The sequence below is a fragment of the Azospirillum brasilense genome, from assembly GCF_022023855.1.
Lineage (GTDB): Bacteria > Pseudomonadota > Alphaproteobacteria > Azospirillales > Azospirillaceae > Azospirillum > Azospirillum brasilense_F.
Window position 1 is genome coordinate 14,252 of sequence record NZ_CP059455.1, and the last position, 17,653, is coordinate 31,904.

A 17,653-nucleotide genomic window follows, 5' to 3' on the forward strand; every position below is an offset into this window, starting at 1 on the left:
AAACACTGCCGATCGTCGTTGTGACCAGTTGTGGGAGGTGGTTAAAGCGGCGATGCCAGCGGAGATCTTCGCACCACCCTGGACAAACGGCTCAATGGGATTTGCGGGCACCGTCAACTTGTTGACCCCCAGTTGCCGGGGCGGGCCGTGCGGGGTATGGGACGGCATGACGACGCGCCCCGATCCCCGCTACGCCGGCTACCGCTATCCCGCCGAGATCATTGCGATGGCGGTCTGGCTGTACTTCCGCTTTCCGCTCAGCCTGCGGATGGTCGAGGAGCTGCTGGCGGCGCGCGGCATCACCGTGAGCTACGAGACGGTGCGCCAGTGGGCTCGGAAGTTCGGCCCCGAGATCGCCACCCGGTTGCGCCGACGGGCGCCGCGCCGGGGCGACAAGTGGCACCTCGACGAGGTGGTCCTGACCATCGGCGGCCGCAAACATCACCTGTGGCGGGCCGTCGATCAGGACGGCTTCGTGCTCGACGTGCTGGTCCAGAGCCGGCGCGATACCAAGGCGGCCAAGCGTTTGCTGCGCAAGCTGCTGAAGAAGCAGGGCCGGGCGCCGCGGGTGCTGATCACCGACAAGCTGAAGGCCTACGCCGCCAAGCGGGCGATCATGCCGGGGGTGGAGCACGGCCAGCACAAGGGACTGAACAACCGGGTCGAGAATTCCCACCAACCCACTCGTCGGCGCGAACGGCAAAGAAAGCGCTTCAAAGACCCCGCCCAGGGCCAGCGTTTCCTCGCCATTCACGACCCGATCGCCAACCTGTTTCATCTCCGCCGCGACCACAGTCCCGTCACTGACTATCGGAAGGCCCGCGCCCAGGCGTTCCAGGTCTGGGCCGAAGTCGTCGGCGCACCACTGGCGGCGTAATCCGCAGACGGTTGCCGCCCGCCGTCCTCGCTCTGCCCGGTGTTCGATAAGTTGATGGTGCCTCCGCACCTTCTCCGATGGCGTGTAATTCCGCCGCCGCTCCGTTCCTGTCAGAACCTCGACCCGCTGATAAGCCATGACGTTTGCAACTCGTTTGCGTCCGCGCGATGACGCGCCACGCAAACCTCAGACGCCGGCCCCTACTTTGCCAAGGCGGTGCTTACCGGAGGCGTACGAAGGTTGGGGTGATCCAGGAGATGATCACCGGCGCCACCCGGTTTTTCGTGCCGCACGGCGGGCCGGGGGTGATGGCGAAGGTGATCCAGTTCCGGCCCGTGGTGGATGGGGGAATAGCGGGACGCTAAGCCCCGCTTCAAATTTGGGATACCGTGAACCGTCTCGCCAAACAGCTTTGCCTTACACGGCGGCTCGCCCCCGTTGGAAAGCCGCCGTGACAGTCTGCGCGCCTATCGCCGTGAGCGCAGACCGTTACCCTTTTCCTGTGCTCTCTCACCAGCGTCATGAGCGCTGCACGTCATGCCTTGCATGGCTCGCATGGCGATCTGGCTCATTCGCTCGCCCACTTCCATCATGGCCTGCATGTTGTCCTGCACATATCGGCTCTGCACCTCTACGAGTTGCATCGGGGTGGCGCTATGCGCAAAAGCTTGAGACGCACGTTTGCTCGTTTCAACAGACTTGTTCATCCAATCCATCCAGGCATCAACCACCTCGCGGGTGGCGTCGGCGGTCGCCATCGGCAGGGCGGCCATAGTCTGGATGGCGGCGCGAGACGGTAGCGCCGTATCGGCGTAGCTTCTGGCCGTGCGAGTCATGGTCGAGGCCGTCTGTTGTGCCGCCTGGCCGATGAGGCCCGCCGCTTGGCGCGAGGCTTCCGTAGCGACCTCAGCTCCGGCCTGCGTCAACGTCCCACCGGTCTTCAGCGCCTGCACGCTGCCCTCCGTCATCGCTTCCGCTGGGCGCGTCAGCGCGGCACTCGCTTCACGGATGCGTTGCCTTTCGGCCTCCGCTTCAGCCTCCACGCGCTCCGCCTCCTCGCGTTCGCGGCGTGCGGCGGCACGACGTTCTTCGGCTTCGTCGCGCTTGGCTTCTTCGATCCTGGCCCGGCCAGCCTCCAGCTTCTCGGTGACTGCCTGCGCTTCTTCCTCACTCAGCGCTTTGCGCACGGCCGGCAACAGCTCTTTGCGCTCGTCGCGTACGTGCTGCTGAAAGACCTTCTTCAGCGCCGTAACCTTTTGAGCGAAGCCATCATCGTCCTTGGGCGTACGCTCCAGGTCGGTCAGCAGCGCGCGAACCTGCTTGTTGTCGTTGATTGCGTCCGCCACCAAGTCCTTGGTTTCTCTGTGTTTCTTTAGGACTGGGAAGAGATGTTGCTCTTCCAGACGTGCTTGAACTTCCAACTCTTCCTTCAACTCGGCCAGCAGCTTCTCGCGGGTTTTCACCGCGCCGCTGGAGGTGTCGGACAGTTTGGCGAACAGCTCGTTTGCCTTGGCGGGACTGTTTTGAAGCAATTGCGTGATGGTCATCGCATCCTCCCAACCTGTCGGTGCGTCACACTTGCAGAGCAATGTTGCATCGCAACAAAAGCCCAACTCGGGAGCCCTTCAAGAGTTCCCACCTCCAACGGAGGGCGTGCCTCCCTTCGATCGAGGGCGAGGAGTGGGAAAGACCCGTCGTCGTGCCCTCCATCAGGGACTCCACCATTCTGTCCCCACCGACTGCGGGCTCCCGCCGGCTATCAGCCAATGCAGGATCAGAAAAGGGATAGCTGAATGGCTCTGCCCATGACCTTCTCGAACGTTTAGGTAGTGAGCTGGTCCCCGTTTCCCGGACAGTCGGATAAGCTTGGTTCGCCCATCAGGAAGGACGGACCCGATGACGGGGAAACGGAAACGGTATTCGGCGGAGTTCAAGGCGAAGGTGGCGCTGGAGGCGATCCGGGGCGAGCTGACGGTGTCGCAGCTTGTCGCGAAGCACGGGGTGCACCAGACGCTGATCAACGCCTGGAAGAAGCAGGCCATCGAGGGGATGGCCGGGGTGTTCTCCGCCAAGGCGGAAGTCGCCGAAGCCAGCCATCAGGGCGAGGTGGAAAAGCTGCACGCGATGATCGGCCAGTTGGTCGTGGAACGCGATTTTTTGCGCAAGGCCTCCGGTCGATGAGCGTCGGCCGGAGGCGGGAGTTGATCGAGCCGGAGCATCCGCGGTTGTCGATCACCCGGCAGTGCAAGCTGGTTTCCATCAGCCGATCCAGCTACTACGGGCCGGCCAAAGGCGAGCCGGCCGCGAACCTGGAGCTGATGCGGCTGATCGACGAGCAGTTCCTGGAAACGCCCTGGTACGGCAACCGGCAGATGACCCGGCATCTCCGTCGGCACGGCCACGAGGTCAATCGCAAGCGGGTTCGCCGCCTGATGACACGGATGGGCTTGCAGGCGGTCTACCAGCGCCCGAAGACGAGCGTGCCGCATCCCGAGCACAAGATCTGGCCATACCTGCTGCGCGACCTGACCATCGACGTAAGCGGAGCGTGATCGCACCGGATCAGGCGTTGACGGCCGGCTTCCAGTTCCACGGGAGCAGGTCGGCGACACGGCTGGCGGGATAGCCGTTCACCATGCGCTCCAAGATGTCGCGCAGGTAGGCGAACGGCTCGACACCGTTGAGCTTGCAGGTTTCTACCAGCGAGGCGATCACCGCCCAGCGGTGGCCGCCGCCTTCGGAACCGGCGAACAGGCTGTTTTTACGACTCAAGGCGATGGTGTGTTCATTGTGCCCCTCTTCTTCAAGTGTCTGGAAACATTGAAAGTTGATCCTCGGAAGCGAGGCGGCACGGTTCTCCCTTCCGCCCGATGGTGGCAAGAACCCGTTGCTCCCGAAGGTCGGAGGCGCGGATCTGGTAGGGAGCGCCGGGCACCACCTGCTCGGCGACGATCAGCCCGGCATCCATAAGGCGCCGAAGTCGGTGGCGCGAGATGCCGAGCGCCGCGGCGGCCTCGTACTGGGTCAGCCATTCGCCATCCTTCTCGGCCGACCGGTAGGCGCGGATGCCATGGACCCGGCGCAACGAGCTGACACGGTGCCCGGTCCAGGATTTCCCCTGCCCGGTGCGCATGCCCATCCGGTTCAGCTGCGCAGCGATGTCCGCATCCGACCAGCGCGTCGCCATGCTGCGGATCACCGCCATCGCTTCCTCCGGCGTCCGGCAACCGTGCTCCCCGGTTTGCGGCTTGGTGAGACGCAGCTGCGAGTGCTGGCCCCCGCGCCAATGGATGGTGAGGATGACCTCGCGCGCCGCCTCGTCGACGTCGGCGATGATGTTGACGATCAATGTCCGCAGCAGCCGTTGACGCGCCCTGGTGGTCACCCCCGGCGCGTTCCAGGCGGCCTGCAGGTCGTCCGCCAGCCCGGCGAAGTCCGGCGCCGCGGGAGCCGGAACGGGAGCCGACACGGACGCGACCCGCGCTTCGCACGCCTCGACACGCTGAAGCGCCGCCTCCCAGTTCTTTTCCAACTGCGCGGCGATCAGCCGATTGTCGGGATCGCAGGCGACATAGCGCCGTTCCGCCAGCGTCGCCTCGTAGCGCGCCTTCTGAAGATCCAACTCCGCCATCCGCCGTCGTTCGGTCTGGTGCTCCATATGCCTCCGCTCAGCTTCCAGCGCGGCCTCGATCGCCATCGGCTCGACGGCTCGCAGAAGTTCGCCGGCGACCGCCTCGTCCACCCGGGAACTTCCGAACCCAAGGCATCGTGGCAGCCCGAGCATCTGGTTCGGGCGGTCGCAGCGATAGCCGGCTTGGCTCGGGCTGCGGCCACGGTAGGACACCGCCAGCCGTCGCCCGCACCGCGCACAGCTCAGGACGCCGACCAGCAAGGCGCGCCCGCCGCGCCCCGACTTCGCGCCGCCGACCCGGCCGTAGGCGTTGGCGGCGAGCAGCGTCTGGTTGCGCTCGAACTCGTCCCAGTCCACGTAAGCCTCGTGGTGATCCTTCAGCAGAACCTCCCACTCTTCAAGCGGCTTGCCGTGGCCATAGCTCTTCCGCGCCCGCCCTTCGACGATTTCGGTGCGGTGCTGGCTCTTTCCGTAAACGTAGGCGCCGGCATAGAAGGGGTTCTTGAGCACACTGATGACATTGCGGTAGCGGATCGGCGTCCAGTCGAAGCTGATCAGTCTCTTGCCGTCAGACGGCCGCGGGAAGCAGACTCCTTCTGCTGCCAGCGACAGCAGGACCTGGCGCGCGCTGCCCAGCTCCCGGAAGCGGGTGAAGACGAGGCGGATCACCTCCTGAACCCGCAGGTCCGGATCGAATCCCAGACCGACCTCTCGGTGCCAGATGTAGCCGATCGGCACGCTGATGCGCAGTTCGCCTCGCCGCGCCTTGCTGCGGGCGGCATCAAGCATCCGGGTCCGCAGCACTCCCAACTCGAACTCGCTCATGCTGCCCTTCATGCCCAGCAGCAGCCGATCGTTCGGCCGCCCCGGATCGTAGATGCCGTCGAGGTCGATGACCCTGGCCTCGACGAGCCCGCAGAGTTCGAGCAGGTGGTGCCAGTCCCGGCCGTTGCGGGCGAGCCGGGAGGCGTCGAGGCACAGCACGGCGCCGATCTCGCCTGCACAGAGCGACGCCACCAGCCGCTCGAACCCGGGCCGCGCCATGGTGCCGCTGGCGGAGCGCCCGAGATCGTCGTCGATCACCTCGACCCGGCGGAAGCCTCGGCGCTTGGCCGCATCAACGAGTTCGTACTGCCGGCGTTTGCTCTCCAGGTTGGTCTGGACCTGCGCCGGGGAGGACTGGCGGACGTAGACCACGGCCTTGCGCTTGAGCACCGACGGCGGCAGGAGATCAGTGTTCGCCATCGTCACGCTCCCCGGTTCCGGCACCTGCGGCTTCCATCAGGAGAAGGGCCAATTGCACCACCGCCGCGGCGCGGTCGGCCGGGCTGATCGCCCGCAGCCTTGCGGTGTCGAAGGTCATGCTGAGCTGGCGCCGGGTCCTGGCCCGTCGTGTTGATGCTGACGGCGTCTTCATGTCGCTCCTCCGGGACGATGATCGCATCGCCTGGAGAGCTTCGCCTGAATCCGCTGTCGCTCAGCTGACGCTGAAGGTTGATGATCGCTTCCACCGCGACCCGCGGCGTACCGAGTACCATGCCGGCGCAGATGACAGGGTCCAGCATCCATTCCGGCAACACCGTGATGATGCCGGGCGCCGCCTCGACGAAAACCAGATGGCCAATGGCGCGCGCCTCGCTCCACATCACCCGTACGCGACGGCCATACAGCGGATGCCAGCGGTAATGGACGTCAACATCCTGCCCGGCATGGGCACAATGGACGGGCGATGGCCACGGGCCTGATGCAGCGTTCGACCGTGTTGGTGTCCATCTCGACCCGGCCGTCGTCCAGGTAGACGCACAGCGCCTTCCAGCGGCCGAGCGCATAGCGGATCGCCTCGGCCAGCTTGGAGCGGCCCGGCAGGCGTGGGAGTTCCCGCTCCAGCCATGCCTTCAGCTCCGCCACCTGCGCCGCGGCCTCGGCTTGCCGGAGCTGCCGTCGCTCGTTGGCCGTGCGGCCGCGGATGCGCTCCTCGATCGCGTAGAGCCGGGCGATGCGGCGCAGCGCCTCCGCCGCGATCGGCGAGCCGTTCTCGGCCAGATCGTAAAAGCGGCGGCGGGCATGGCTCCAGCACGCCGCCAGCACCACCCGGTTGCCGGCGGCCAGCCGCTCGAACCCGGCATAGCCGTCCACCTGCAGCACCCCGTGGAAATCCCGGAGATGGCCGGCCGGGCGCTCGCCCTTGCGATCGCTGGTGTAGGCGTAGACCACGGCCGGCGGGTCTGTTCCCTGCCAGGGCCGGTCGTCGCGGGCATAAGCCCAGAACCGGCCGGTCTTCACCCGGCCGGTTCCCGGCGCCAGCGTCGGCATCGGCGTGTCGTCGGCGAACAGCTTGGTCGAGGCGAACACCGCCTTCGCGAGTTCCTCCTGCACGGTCTCCAGCCACCAGCACGCCTGTCCCGCCCACCCCGCGAGAACCGAGCGATCCACAGGAAAGCCGTTGCGGGCCAGGATCTGTGCTTGGCGGTAGAAGGGCAGATGATCGCAGTAGCGGCTGGTGATGATGTGCGCCAGCATCGCCGGCGTGGCCATGCCCTTGGCGGCCGGCTTTTCCGGGACCGGCGCCTGGTGCAGCGTGCCGCAGCCGCGGCAGGCGTATTTGGGCCGGCGGATGCGCAGCACCCGGACCTGGGCCGGCACATAGTCCACCATCCGGGCGATGGTCTCGCCGGCCGCGTGCAGGGCGCCTCCGCAGCAGGGGCAGACACCGGCCCCGGCGTCCAACCCTTGCGGTTCCACGATGATGTCGTGATGCGGCAGGTGATCGGGCCAGTCGCGGCCGCGCCCCTCCCGCTCGTTCGCCGGTTCCGGCGCGGTGTCCGGGCGGTCGGCGGCGAGTTTGGCCTCGACCCGGGCGATGTCCGCCTCCAGGTCGTCCAGCCCAAGGTCGAGTTGGTCGGGATCGAGCCGTTCGGAGCGCCGCCCGAAAACAGTGCGCTGCATCTGCCGGAGTTGCTGGCGCAGGGACTCCAACTCCGCCAGATTGGCTTTCTGGCGCTCCACGACCTCGGCCAAATCGCGCACCAGCTGCTGGAGCAGGGCTGGATCGGCGGGCAGGTTGTCGAGGTCGAAGCGCATGGCCGATGATACCTCAGATCACCGATCCAGGCCAGCCAAGCCCGTGGATTTCCTCAACTTTCCTCCCGTTTACCCCGCCGCGGTCGGCCGGGATACCGGCACCGTATGGCGCCATTCCAGCCCCTCCAGAAGCAAGGACAACTCCGCCGGCGTCAGCACCACCGTGCCGCCCGGGGTCCGCGTCGTCGGCCAGACGAAACGGCCCCGCTCCAGCCTCTTGGCGAACAGGCACAGGCCGTTCTGATCGGCGTAGAGGATTTTCACGCGCCCACCGAAGCGCGTGACATAGTGCATCCCTCCTTTCAGAGTCCCGGCAACCGCATCATCTCATCTCTATGATAATCAACGAGGTTTTTCGGGCGCCGCGCCTTTATCTCGTTCACGCCCGTTCGTACGGCATCCGTGTCCAGGGCGGCGACTGGGATGTGCCAAGGGGCTGAGGGGACAAGCTGCGTTGCCGGCAGGACCCCACGTTGGATAAGGCGGAGCACGGATGGGATGGAGAGACCGAGCCGCTTCGCTGTCTTGTCGGCCGTCATCGTCTCGGGACGGGGCACGGTCGGGTCGAAGTCGGGAATGGACAATCGCTCCCGCAACAGCCGAACCGCCATTGCCGTCCAGGTCTCTCCGGTTTCGGTCCGGCACTTTATGCGGTTCAGCGTCATCGAGATTTCGCGGTCCGGCCAATGGCCGCCAAGTTTTTTCACCACCTCCACCGCTCCTGGATTGCCGCCCTCCTGCCGACGGCCGGTTCTGGCCCGTGGCACGCGCAGTTCGGTATGCCGCCCCCCAACCCAATGGATCAGAATGACGGCCTCGTGCGCCGCGTCGTCGAGGTCGATCATCACTTCCTCCACGAGCAGCCGGGTCAGACGCTGCCGGGTTCGTGCATCCGCTGTCGGTGCATTCCAGGCGGCCGACAGATCATGAGCCAACTCCAGAAGAGCCGCCTTGTCCACCCTTGGGCGCGCCGCGGCGCGCGCCTCAGTCTCAGCGATCCGGCGTTCGATCTGCGCCACCCGTTCCAGAGCCGTGTTCCACCGCGCTTCCAGCTCTCTGACGACATGGCGCTTTTCCGGCTCCACGAGGTCATACCGGCGAGCGGCCAGAGAGGCGTCGTAGCGGGCCGCCTCCAGTTCGCGCTCCAATGCCGCTCGCTCTTCCATTCCCGCCGCGGCCGCTTGGTCGGCGGCAAGCAGGGCCGCCTCCACCGCACGGGGAGAGACGGCTTCCAGCATTTGGGCCACGACCGCCCGGTCAACGCGGATACCGCCGATGCCGACACACAGACCGACCCCGACATGGGCGTCGTCGCCCCGGCACTGGTAGCGGTGCGCATGTCCAGACTGCATGCCGTAGAACACCCTCATCTTGCGGCCGCAGCGCCCGCACCGAACCAGCCCCGTCAACAGAGCCCGGCCACCCCGGCCAGCCTTGCGGGCGGCACGCTTCTGCATGTGGGCGTTTTCCTCCAGCATGCGCTGATGGTCCTCGAACTCGGCCCAGGTGATGTAGCCCTCGTGGTTGTCGCGCAGCAGGGTATTCCACTCAGTGCGCTCCCGCTTATGCCCGCTCGTCTTGCGGGCCCGTCCCTCGACGACCCGCGTCCGGTTGCCCCGCCGGCCGAACACGTAGGCGCCGGCATAGATCGGGTTCTGCAGGACCTGGATCACCGTGTGGTAGGCCGGCGGCTGCCAGAGGATCTTGCAGGCGGTGAGATTGCGCCGCACGACAGGGAGCGACAGTTCGGTGGCGCGCGCCCAGAGAAAGACCTGGCGGGCGCTGCCCAGTTCGCGGAACCTGCTGAACAGCATGCGGATGGCGCCGGCAACGCGCTCGTCAGGATCGATTTCGATCCGTCCGGCCTCGTTCCAGCAGTAGCCGGGCGGCAGCGTGAACCGCAACTCACCCCGCCGGGCCTTGCCATCCCGGGCTTCGATGCCGCGTTGGCGCAGCAGGCTGAGTTCGTACTCCGACATCGTTCCCTTCAGGCCGAGCAGAAGGCGGTCGTTCAGCAGCCTTGGATCATAGACACCGTCGGGATCGACGACCAGCGCCCCGGCCAGGGCACAGAGGTCAATGAGGTGGTGCCAATCCCGGCCATTGCGGGCCAGCCGCGAAGCCTCGATGCAATAGACCGCACCGACGGTACCGGCGCAGACCGCCGCCACCAGCTTCTGGAATCCGGGGCGGGATTCGAGGCCGGACCCGGAGCGGCCAAGGTCCTCGTCGATGATCATGACATCGACAAACCCCGCCGTGCGTGCGGCGTCGGCCAAGGCATACTGCCACCGGCGGCTTTCCGTATGATTGATCAGCTGGCCGGGTGTGGACTGGCGGACATAGATCGCGGCACCGCGGCCAAGGTGATCAGCGGTGATCTTGGGGCTCATGGCCGCCCTCCTTTTTCTCCGTGCCCAGCCGGGCTCCGACGGCTTCCAGGAGGAGGTCCGCCAGGACCTGCACGACCTCGTCCGGAACCACGAGACCCGGGAGCGGAACCGTGAGGGCAAGCGAGAGCTGGGATGTCGGCCGCGGTCGTCTGGTCATCGGCAACCTCCTCCGTGGGTGAGTTGTCCGATGCTGCGCGATCGCTGGCCGAGCGCCGTAAATCCGAGAGAACTGCCGCCAATGCGCCAAGGGCAATGATTGTGGCCTGCGGCGGCCCCAAGGCCGCCATATCAAGGCAGGACGCCGCGTCGCACATCCAGGCCGGCAATTCCCGCGCCGTTCCGGGGCGCTCTTCGAGCCACAAGACAGGGTGGCCACCGCGTACTGTCCGGTTCACGACCCGCAGCGTCTTCCCGTACAGCGGGTGCCACGGGTACTCAACCCGCGCCGACTCGAAACTGTATGCTGAATGACGCTCAGTCCGCCCCTTTTCCTCGGAAAATGTAAAGGTGGCCGCAGAACGGGTCTTTGCCGAGGGACTGCTGCACCAGCAGCGCCAGCCCATCGAAGCCGCGGCGCATGTCGCAGGGTTCCAACGCCAGGTAGATGCGCACACCGGCCGGGATCGACAGCATCATGGACGCTCCAGCACGCTCACCACCCGGCGCAGCGCTTCGGCATCGACGTCCCGCCCGACCCGCAGGCGCCGTCCACCGGCCAATTCGATCTCGATCATGCCGGCACCGGATGGCGCCGGTGGCGTGAGGGAGAGAACCGGCGTGGCGTCCGCCACCTCCACCGGTGCAAAGAGGGGCGGCGGCTCGGCCGGGGTGAGCATCTGGCGGCGCCAGCGGAACAACAGGCTGGGATCGACCCCGCGCCGGCGGGCGACCAGCGACACGCTTACGCCCGGCTCGCAGGTCTCCGCCACCAGTTGCTCTTTTTCCACCTGCGACCAGCGCCGCCGACGGGGAGCCGCCTCGACGATCTCCATCATCAAGGGAGCGCTCGCCGTCATAGGGACAGCACCAGGACTATCCCTATGACCCGGAGCGCTCACCTCCTCCACAGCGGCAAAGCGGCGCGACCACCGCCCCAAAGCCCACCGTCCAATTCCATGGGCCTCAGCATAGGCCTTCAGCGTCTGCCCGCTGACCTTCCATGCCTCGGCATGACTGCGCCAATAACTCTCCAGATCCTGGCCCGACATCCTCTTTCCCCGCTGATCTGTGACCAGCGGAATATTTCATGAACCAGGATCACGTCGGAGGTGTCGTCACGCAACGCTTACCCATCGACCGCCCCGACCAGGTGTGGTGCAGCGATATCACGTACATTCCCATGCGCCGCGGCTTCCTGTACCTGGTCGCCGTCATGGACTGGGCATCCCGCCGCGTTCTGGCATGGCGGTTGTCGAATACCATGGACGTCGAGTTCTGCATCGAGGCCGTGGAGGAGGCGATGGCACGGCACGGACGACCGGACATCTTCAACACTGATCAGGGCAGCCAGTTCACCAGCCCACGCTTCACCGGGCTCTTGACCGCGGCCGGCATTCGGGTGTCGATGGACGGGCGCGGCCGGTGGATGGACAACGTCTTCATCGAACGGCTGTGGCGATCGATGAAATACGAGTGCGTCTACCTCCACGCCTTCGAAACGGGCAGCGAGGCCAGGGCCGGGATCGGCCGCTGGATCGATTACTACAACGCCGACCGCCCGCACTCGGCGCTCGGCGGCAGAACCCCGGACGAGGCCTACCAGGGCACATCGGACCGGATCAGATTGGCGGCATGACACGAACCTGAACCAAGCTTATTCCAACCGCAAATCTGTCCGGGAAACGGGGACCAGCTCACAGTTCCCGGTTCTCGCGCTCCAGCGCCTTGATCCGCTCCTGTTCGTCCCTGCTCGGCCCCGGCCGCTTGCCCTGGTCACGTTCGGCCTGCCGGACCCAGCCGCGCAGTGTCTCCGCCGTGCAGCCGATCTTCGCCGCGATCGAACTGATCGCCGCCCACTGCGACGCGTGTTCACCTTCGTGCTCGAACACCATCCGAACCGCGCGCTCGCGGACTTCAGGAGCGTATTTGGGTGATGCTTGCTTCGTCATGTTGACCCCAGTCTCTCAAGAAACGGGGCCTCCGACAATCCCGGCGCGGTTCAAGCAGCCTCATTCAACTGTGTGCGCAACGTTTCGACCAAGAGCTTGGCCGAGACCGGCTTGTGCAGGATGAGAAGTCCATGGGCTGCCGCCTCACGCAAACTCTCCGTACCGGTTTCCCCGGTCAACAGGACCCCGGGGATGGCGTGCTGGCAGTAATCCCGTATCCGGGTGACCGCCTCCGTTCCCAGACGCCCTTGACCCAACCGGTAGTCAGCCAAGATGACATCAGGGCATCGTCCGGCAACGCGCAGGCGATCGATGGCCTGATCGGCACTCGACGCAACGACAACGGTGCAGCCCCAGTCTTTGAGCATCGCCTGCAAGGCCATAAGCACCATCACGTCGTCGTCGATGACAACGACAAGCCACTCCCGGCTTGGCCGTGCGGTCCCCGCCTCTTCGACCGGACCAGAGGGCAATGCGGCGGCTCCGCGCGGCACCGCAAAGGTGAACGTCGAGCCATGACCGACTTGGGATTGGACGTTGACCTGATAGCCAAGCAGGGTGGCGATCCGTTGCACGATCGCGAGGCCCAATCCGAGCCCCTGCTGCCGGTTGCGCTCGACGTTGGCAACCTGATGGAACTCGTCGAAGATGCGGTCGAGTTCCTCCGGTGGAATGCCAATTCCGGTGTCTTCCACCTCAATCCGGACGTGCTCCAGCTCCGGCACGCAGCGGACCGTGACACCCCCGCGCTCGGTGTAACGCACCGCGTTCTCGATCAGATTGCGCAGCAGGCGCCCCAAAAGGACACGGTCGCTGCGGACCGTCTCGAAACAGTCGAGCATATGCCATGTCAGCCCCCGGCTCTCGGCGACCGGCTGGTAGGCCACTCGGAGTTCGTCGATGACGGTGTTCAAGGGGAAATCCTCAAGCGTGGCCTTCACCAAGCCGGCGTCAAGCTTGGACACGTCGAGCAGGCTGTCGAGCAACCCCTTGAGGGCATCCAGACTACGCTCCAGATGGACCAGTTTCTCCCGCCCCGACCCGTCGAGGTGCCGTTCCAAAGCCCCAACGAACAGGAACAGCGACTGCATGGGCTGGCGAAGGTCATGGCTGGCGGCGGCCAGGAACTTGGACTTCGCCCGCGAGGCTGCCTCGGCTTCCCGCTTGGCGGCATCCAGCGACCGCTTGGCCCGGCGCTCCTCCGTCACGTCACGGACAATGACGCCGACTGCAACGACCGCGCCGTCGGCCCCCTTTAGAGGGTAGAAGTCCTCGATCCAGTCGAGCTCGATGCCGGGGTGGCGATTCGTCGTGCCGTGCAGTTCAGCGCCGCGGACGGGTTCTCCGGTGTCGAGGACTTGGCGAAGCAGGGGCTCCGCCGTTTCGCGCAGGGACGGGACAACGTCCCATGCATGCCGTCCGATGTGGTCGGCGGCCGGCACGCCGTTCATCTCGGCCAGAGCCTCATTGACGCGGACGAAGTTCAGGGCGCGGTCGAACACGGCAAGGCCGATGGGGGCGGTGTGGTAGAGGCTTTTCAGCTCGTCAAATTGCCGGCGCTGAGCGGCTGCGGCCTGTTCGGAGCTGGTCTTGGCGCGCTTGAGTTCCTCCTCGGTGCGCTCGCGATAGCGCAGGTGACGGCGCAGCACCCATGACACCGCCAGGATCGAGCCCAGGAGCACGGTTGCGGAAATCAGCAGCGACCGTAGCATCGCGGCGTCGGCCGCCGCCATCCTGCCATCTCGATCGATATTCAAGATGCTGCGGGTTTCCCTCACGCCGACTTCCGGCGGCGAATGGGCCGTAATCAGATGTCTGCCCCGGCCGTCATTGATGTCAGTCACCCCGCGTTGCGTTTCCGCGAGCAGCGGCTGCAGGAACTCTGGCAACCCTCCCGGTGGGGCGCTGCCTTCCGGAGCACGCGCGAACACCGTCCCCGCCCGGTCCGCGATCAACAGGCTGGCATGCGGAGGCAAGGGCTTGCGCTGCAGGAGATCTTCAAGCCAAGCGATGTCGATCACCGCGTTGACGGTTCCGGCAAACCGTCCGGCCTCATCCATGTACCGTCTGACCAATGGGATCATCGGCTTGCCAGAATACTCTGATGGTCGGCTTAAGCCCTGAATGATCTCGTCAGTGATGTGGGCTTGTTGGAAGGTGGACCGATCCGCAATGGAATGACCGAGCGCCAAAGGTTCGGTGGAACATCGAATGACACCATTGGCGTCGCTAACGGTGAACATTAAGTGACGTGGGTAATATGTTCTCAGACGCGCCAGGACAGTGGCGCATCGGGCCGGGCTCATCGCCCCGACCCCGGCGTCGATGAGCGCGCTCAACGCGCGGCTGGCTTCGCCGAAGACATGCTTCTGCTCGTCTTCGATGTTGATGAGCCAACGGTCGGCCTCTTCGTAAAGTTCGGCTTCCTGCTCGGTCCTGACGCTAAAAGCACTGGTGAGGATGACAGCGAACAGGGGGGCCGCGATCAGAAGCAGAAGCAGCGGGACCCACGTGGAGGCCTTTTCGGTCGTGACTAGGCCGAGCCACCTGTCAGTCGTCACGAGAGGCATCGCCTTCGGTGCCGAGACAAGGCGACGTCGGATGGTCGTTGGGCATGTGGTGGCTTGATAGCGAGAAGTCCGAATGTCCCATGATCGTATTGGGTCTCGTGGGTGACGTCGATCATTCAATGGGTATATGACGGGTCGACAGCGGCGCGGGAACGGAGATGGCGCTTCGCACTCAACAAACACGCAACTCGTGCATGCTGGCGCAGTCGTGGCTTGCCAAACGGCCATGGCCCGCTTCCAGAAGGTGCGGCGGGTACCCCGTCGCGTGCACCCGACGCTCCAGTCCGGCCCGACGTGGAGTTGCCCCGGCTCGGTGGCCACCATCTGACTTGCGCAGGAGGTGTTGACCGATGCCGGAAACCCGTCCCCTTTCCGCCGGAATTCCGGCAGCACATGGTCGAGTTGGTCCGCTCTGGACGCGATCCAGCCGACTTTGCCCGTGAGTGACGCTGTTGCACCGACCTGCAGGCTCCAACTCTCGCTGCCTCGGTGCAACAGCGTCACACGGCGGCACAGGTCTCACTAATCCTTGGAGCCACCGCAGAATCCAGCAGAGCCGCGAAGCTCACCAGAAGCTATGGGTTTCCCAAACGGACACGCCAAAAATCCCACAACATTTTCGAGGGTTAATCTGTTTAACTAAAAATAAATAGGAGATTTATAGATTGCGCTTTCTTTTTTCTCGAGAGGTGCTGGTGTTGTGAGTGTCATTTCAACACCTCAAGATTATTTCATTATTGTCATTGATCCGCATACGCAAGTATGCGAGGCCCTTCGCGCCACCCTAGATTACTGGGGGTTCCAAGTGCTTCCAGTCAACACAATTAGAGAAGCAGAACACCAAATGCAAATCCATAACTTTATCCCACATGTTGTAATTATCGACCTTCCATTATCGGAAGCGGAGGGCGATATCAGCTTCGTTATGGGCATAGAAGAGTTCTTGGAGCGATGCGATCTTTCTATTCCGGTTATCACAATGACTGGAAATGCTGACGACCAATACCGTGCTGCTGTAGAGGACAAAGGGTGGGCATATTTGCTAAAGCCATTCACAGCAAACGCGTTATTCTCTGCGCTGACTGCCATTGCCGGTTGGCGCGTGCACTGAATTAATGGTCGGTCCCGTTTAGGTTTGGTCTGTAACTTTTGAGGGAACCATGAAGATGATGGCCCTTGCAGAATTCCCGGGCGCTACAACCCAACTATCCGGATGGCTGGGTCGGTTCTGGGGCGATTGCCTCGCACTGATTGGCTTCGGCTCACATTGCTAGAACAGATACGGCAAGGCGCTATGGTCCACCATTTTCCGGTAAAGCCGTTATCGATACTATCCCGCATCACTACCCGATATACGATCATCGCTAGTCCAGGTTGCGGTCCAAGGTGACGTAAGTGTAGGGCACCTGCACGTAGTTCAGCACGCCGCCCGTGTTGACATGCGGCGACAGCAGTTTGGTCAGGTTTAGCCCGAGGCCGATGTAGAGGTGCCGTTCCCGCTGGTCGACGGAGCCGGGCTGGTATTCGGCGTAGTTGCGGGCGTAGTAGCCGACGTGGAACTCCAAGTGCTTCAGCCAGGGGTTCTCGATCGCGTCGAAGCCGTCCGCCTTCACCGCCAGCAGGTATTTGGTGCGCTGGTAGTCGGTGGTGATGTCCACCTGGCGCTTGCCGCTCGGGAATGGGTCGTATTCGGCGCGGAAGTCTACCTTGCGCTTGATCTCCGGATATTCCCACAGCACGTAGCCCAGCGCCGCCCCCGCCACGTTGAACAGCATGTCCTGATAGGAAAAGCCGTAGTCGTCGCTGAAGGCGTCGCCGACCTCGATCAGCCCCATGACGCCCAGCGACGATAACGCGCCGTAGCGCGCCGCCTCGGTTCGGCTGTAGCCGAAGTGCTCGTAGCGGTTGGCGAACAGGTGGCTGATCGCATAGCCCGACCACGCGTGCCCCAGCTTGTCGGCCCCGCCTTCCGCCGTCGTTCGGCCAAACCAGCCCTCATCCTGGAAGCGCGGCCCGGACGTTCCCCAGTCCCAAGACCAAGCGCCCCACCCCAGCGCCACCGCGCCGACGCCCACATTCAGCCAGAAGGTCTTATCCTCGCGGGTCCAATCCGAAAAATCCCCGCGGATCCAATCCGCAGACCACGCCCACCCTGGTCTGCAAATGAGGGCAAGCACAAGGAAAAGCCAAGCCAGACGTTGCATCCCGCCTCATCGCCAAATGGCACCACCCTCCACAAGTAGACCGGAGAAGATTTCGCATGTCCAGGGTTTGCGGCTTTGCCGCTGATCGGCCAAAAAGCGAATTCTCTCTTGCACCGGTAGGTACTGAGCCAGCCGACAAAGTTCGTTTCATGCCTACGCCATCGATTGAGCGGTGCTCGGCCACGCCGGTTTGGCGCCAAGCAAACTCTTCGCCAACTCCACCGTCAATTCGTACTCAAATGGTCCAATTGTTCCCTGATCGGCTTCGTGCCCATGCTGATCCTGTCGCGCAATCCAGATGTCAGGACAGCCATGACCACGGTCTTGCTGATCGATGACGATCCCCTGATCCTCATGGCTTTGGAATGGCTCATGGTCGAATGGGGTTTCCACGTCGTTGCGGCTGGATCGCAAGAGGAGGCCTCAGAGAAGCTTGGGCAGAGCTGCCCACCTGCTCTCATGGTTGTTGACTGGCGGCTTCCGGGCAGCCGCACCGGCGCCGACGCGATCGCCTGCGTCCGTAGCCTGCTCCAACAGAACATCCCCGCCATCATCGTGACCGGCGAACCATCGAACAGATCAATGCGGAGCGTTGAGGATTGTGGCTGCTTGGTACTCCAGAAGCCGTTTTCGCCTGCGATGCTGAAGGCAGTTGTCGATGATGTTCTCGCTGGTGCCGAAAAAGCGGATCGCCGCCAAGCAACTAAGGCACCGTTATCTAAACGTACCATCAGATCCGAATGACCACCTCTTGACCGATGACGTGACGAAGCTATCGACATCTATTGC

At 64.3% G+C, this 17,653-nt stretch carries 12 protein-coding genes and 7 pseudogenes; 6 read left to right on the forward strand and 13 right to left on the reverse strand.

Annotated elements, in window-relative coordinates; translation table 11 throughout:
* The first annotated feature begins 166 nt into the window (after positions 1-166).
* The gene (locus H1Q64_RS33400; protein WP_237908324.1) at positions 167-877 is read left to right on the forward strand and encodes an IS6 family transposase; all 711 of its coding nucleotides are present in this window, start codon (positions 167-169) and stop codon (positions 875-877) included.
* A gap of 467 nt (positions 878-1,344) precedes the next feature.
* Here the strand turns inward: H1Q64_RS33400 and H1Q64_RS33405 are convergent, their stop codons facing one another.
* Positions 1,345-2,424: a hemerythrin domain-containing protein gene (locus tag H1Q64_RS33405; protein ID WP_237908325.1), complete on the reverse strand. Its 1,080-nt coding sequence runs from the start codon at positions 2,422-2,424 to the stop codon at positions 1,345-1,347.
* Positions 2,425-2,773: 349 nt separating this feature from the next.
* Between H1Q64_RS33405 and H1Q64_RS33410 the strand changes: the two are divergent.
* A pseudogene (locus H1Q64_RS33410) lies at positions 2,774-3,414 on the forward strand (IS3 family transposase); the annotation flags it as partial.
* A 25-nt stretch (positions 3,415-3,439) separates the two neighbouring features.
* Here the strand turns inward: H1Q64_RS33410 and H1Q64_RS33415 are convergent.
* The 3 genes and pseudogenes from H1Q64_RS33415 to H1Q64_RS33945 all read right to left on the reverse strand — a co-directional run.
* Positions 3,440-3,655 (reverse strand): annotated as a pseudogene (locus tag H1Q64_RS33415) (transposase domain-containing protein); the annotation flags it as partial.
* Between the two features lie 25 nt (positions 3,656-3,680).
* Positions 3,681-5,753, reverse strand: coding sequence for a recombinase family protein (locus H1Q64_RS33420; RefSeq protein WP_237908326.1), 2,073 nt, complete (start codon positions 5,751-5,753; stop codon positions 3,681-3,683).
* Complete coding sequence (locus H1Q64_RS33945; RefSeq protein WP_269145450.1) at positions 5,740-5,871, reverse strand: hypothetical protein; 132 nt, start codon at positions 5,869-5,871, stop codon at positions 5,740-5,742. Before H1Q64_RS33945 ends, H1Q64_RS33420 begins: the two co-directional genes overlap by 14 nt.
* Between H1Q64_RS33945 and H1Q64_RS33425 the strand changes: the two genes are divergently transcribed.
* Positions 5,870-6,253: a hypothetical protein gene (locus tag H1Q64_RS33425; protein WP_237908327.1), complete on the forward strand. Its 384-nt coding sequence runs from the start codon at positions 5,870-5,872 to the stop codon at positions 6,251-6,253. The two genes, H1Q64_RS33945 and H1Q64_RS33425, sit on opposite strands and share 2 nt — an antisense overlap.
* On the opposite strand, the pseudogene tnpC reads toward H1Q64_RS33425, so the two are convergent.
* The 6 genes and pseudogenes from tnpC to tnpA (H1Q64_RS34200) form a co-directional block, all read right to left on the reverse strand.
* Positions 6,231-7,589: pseudogene (tnpC, locus tag H1Q64_RS33430) on the reverse strand (IS66 family transposase); the annotation flags it as partial. The gene H1Q64_RS33425 and the pseudogene tnpC overlap by 23 nt on opposite strands.
* A 69-nt stretch (positions 7,590-7,658) precedes the next feature.
* Positions 7,659-7,868: pseudogene (tnpB, locus tag H1Q64_RS33435) on the reverse strand (IS66 family insertion sequence element accessory protein TnpB); the annotation flags it as partial.
* 23 nt (positions 7,869-7,891) lie between these two features.
* Complete coding sequence (locus tag H1Q64_RS33440) at positions 7,892-9,982, reverse strand: recombinase family protein (RefSeq protein WP_237908328.1); 2,091 nt, start codon at positions 9,980-9,982, stop codon at positions 7,892-7,894.
* Between the two features lie 474 nt (positions 9,983-10,456).
* The gene (gene tnpB / locus H1Q64_RS33445; RefSeq protein WP_330874681.1) at positions 10,457-10,618 is read right to left on the reverse strand and encodes an IS66 family insertion sequence element accessory protein TnpB; all 162 of its coding nucleotides are present in this window, start codon (positions 10,616-10,618) and stop codon (positions 10,457-10,459) included.
* Complete coding sequence (gene tnpA, locus H1Q64_RS34195) at positions 10,615-10,998, reverse strand: IS66-like element accessory protein TnpA (protein ID WP_419468881.1); 384 nt, start codon at positions 10,996-10,998, stop codon at positions 10,615-10,617. The genes tnpB (H1Q64_RS33445) and tnpA (H1Q64_RS34195) overlap by 4 nt, the downstream gene beginning before the upstream one ends.
* A 42-nt stretch (positions 10,999-11,040) precedes the next feature.
* A pseudogene (gene tnpA / locus H1Q64_RS34200) lies at positions 11,041-11,190 on the reverse strand (IS66 family insertion sequence element accessory protein TnpA); the annotation flags it as partial.
* Between the two features lie 77 nt (positions 11,191-11,267).
* Here tnpA (H1Q64_RS34200) and H1Q64_RS33455 point away from each other — a divergent pair.
* Positions 11,268-11,777: pseudogene (locus H1Q64_RS33455) on the forward strand (IS3 family transposase); the annotation flags it as partial.
* Positions 11,778-11,838: 61 nt separating this feature from the next.
* On the opposite strand, the pseudogene H1Q64_RS33460 reads toward H1Q64_RS33455, so the two are convergent.
* Positions 11,839-12,090: pseudogene (locus H1Q64_RS33460) on the reverse strand (transposase); the annotation flags it as partial.
* Between the two features lie 50 nt (positions 12,091-12,140).
* Positions 12,141-14,660, reverse strand: coding sequence for an ATP-binding protein (locus H1Q64_RS33465; protein ID WP_237908329.1), 2,520 nt, complete (start codon positions 14,658-14,660; stop codon positions 12,141-12,143).
* Positions 14,661-15,360: 700 nt separating this feature from the next.
* On the opposite strand from H1Q64_RS33465, the gene H1Q64_RS33470 reads away from it, so the two are divergent.
* On the forward strand, positions 15,361-15,771 hold the full coding sequence (locus tag H1Q64_RS33470; protein ID WP_237908330.1) for a response regulator: 411 nt from the start codon (positions 15,361-15,363) through the stop codon (positions 15,769-15,771).
* A 253-nt stretch (positions 15,772-16,024) separates the two neighbouring features.
* Here H1Q64_RS33470 and H1Q64_RS33475 read toward each other — a convergent pair whose 3' ends face one another.
* Positions 16,025-16,735 carry a DUF2279 domain-containing protein gene (locus H1Q64_RS33475; RefSeq protein ID WP_237908331.1) on the reverse strand — a complete coding sequence of 237 codons (711 nt, stop codon included), beginning with the start codon at positions 16,733-16,735 and terminating at the stop codon, positions 16,025-16,027.
* Between the two features lie 402 nt (positions 16,736-17,137).
* Between H1Q64_RS33475 and H1Q64_RS33480 the strand changes: the two genes are divergently transcribed.
* Complete coding sequence (locus H1Q64_RS33480) at positions 17,138-17,608, forward strand: response regulator (protein WP_237908332.1); 471 nt, start codon at positions 17,138-17,140, stop codon at positions 17,606-17,608.
* Positions 17,609-17,653: the final 45 nt, after the last annotated feature.

What these genes read in the sequence shown, in the direction of transcription:
- H1Q64_RS33400 (WP_237908324.1), top strand. Translation starts at nt 167, where the DNA reads ATGACGACGCGCCCCGATCCCCGCTACGCCGGCTACCGCTATCCCGCC.
- H1Q64_RS33405 (WP_237908325.1), bottom strand. Translation starts at nt 2,424, where the DNA reads ATGACCATCACGCAATTGCTTCAAAACAGTCCCGCCAAGGCAAACGAG.
- H1Q64_RS33420 (WP_237908326.1), bottom strand. Translation starts at nt 5,753, where the DNA reads ATGGCGAACACTGATCTCCTGCCGCCGTCGGTGCTCAAGCGCAAGGCC.
- H1Q64_RS33425 (WP_237908327.1), top strand. Translation starts at nt 5,870, where the DNA reads ATGCTGAGCTGGCGCCGGGTCCTGGCCCGTCGTGTTGATGCTGACGGC.
- H1Q64_RS33945 (WP_269145450.1), bottom strand. Translation starts at nt 5,871, where the DNA reads ATGACCTTCGACACCGCAAGGCTGCGGGCGATCAGCCCGGCCGACCGC.
- H1Q64_RS33440 (WP_237908328.1), bottom strand. Translation starts at nt 9,982, where the DNA reads ATGAGCCCCAAGATCACCGCTGATCACCTTGGCCGCGGTGCCGCGATC.
- tnpB (WP_330874681.1), bottom strand. Translation starts at nt 10,618, where the DNA reads ATGATGCTGTCGATCCCGGCCGGTGTGCGCATCTACCTGGCGTTGGAA.
- tnpA (WP_419468881.1), bottom strand. Translation starts at nt 10,998, where the DNA reads ATGACGGCGAGCGCTCCCTTGATGATGGAGATCGTCGAGGCGGCTCCC.
- H1Q64_RS33465 (WP_237908329.1), bottom strand. Translation starts at nt 14,660, where the DNA reads ATGCCTCTCGTGACGACTGACAGGTGGCTCGGCCTAGTCACGACCGAA.
- H1Q64_RS33480 (WP_237908332.1), top strand. Translation starts at nt 17,138, where the DNA reads ATGCTGATCCTGTCGCGCAATCCAGATGTCAGGACAGCCATGACCACG.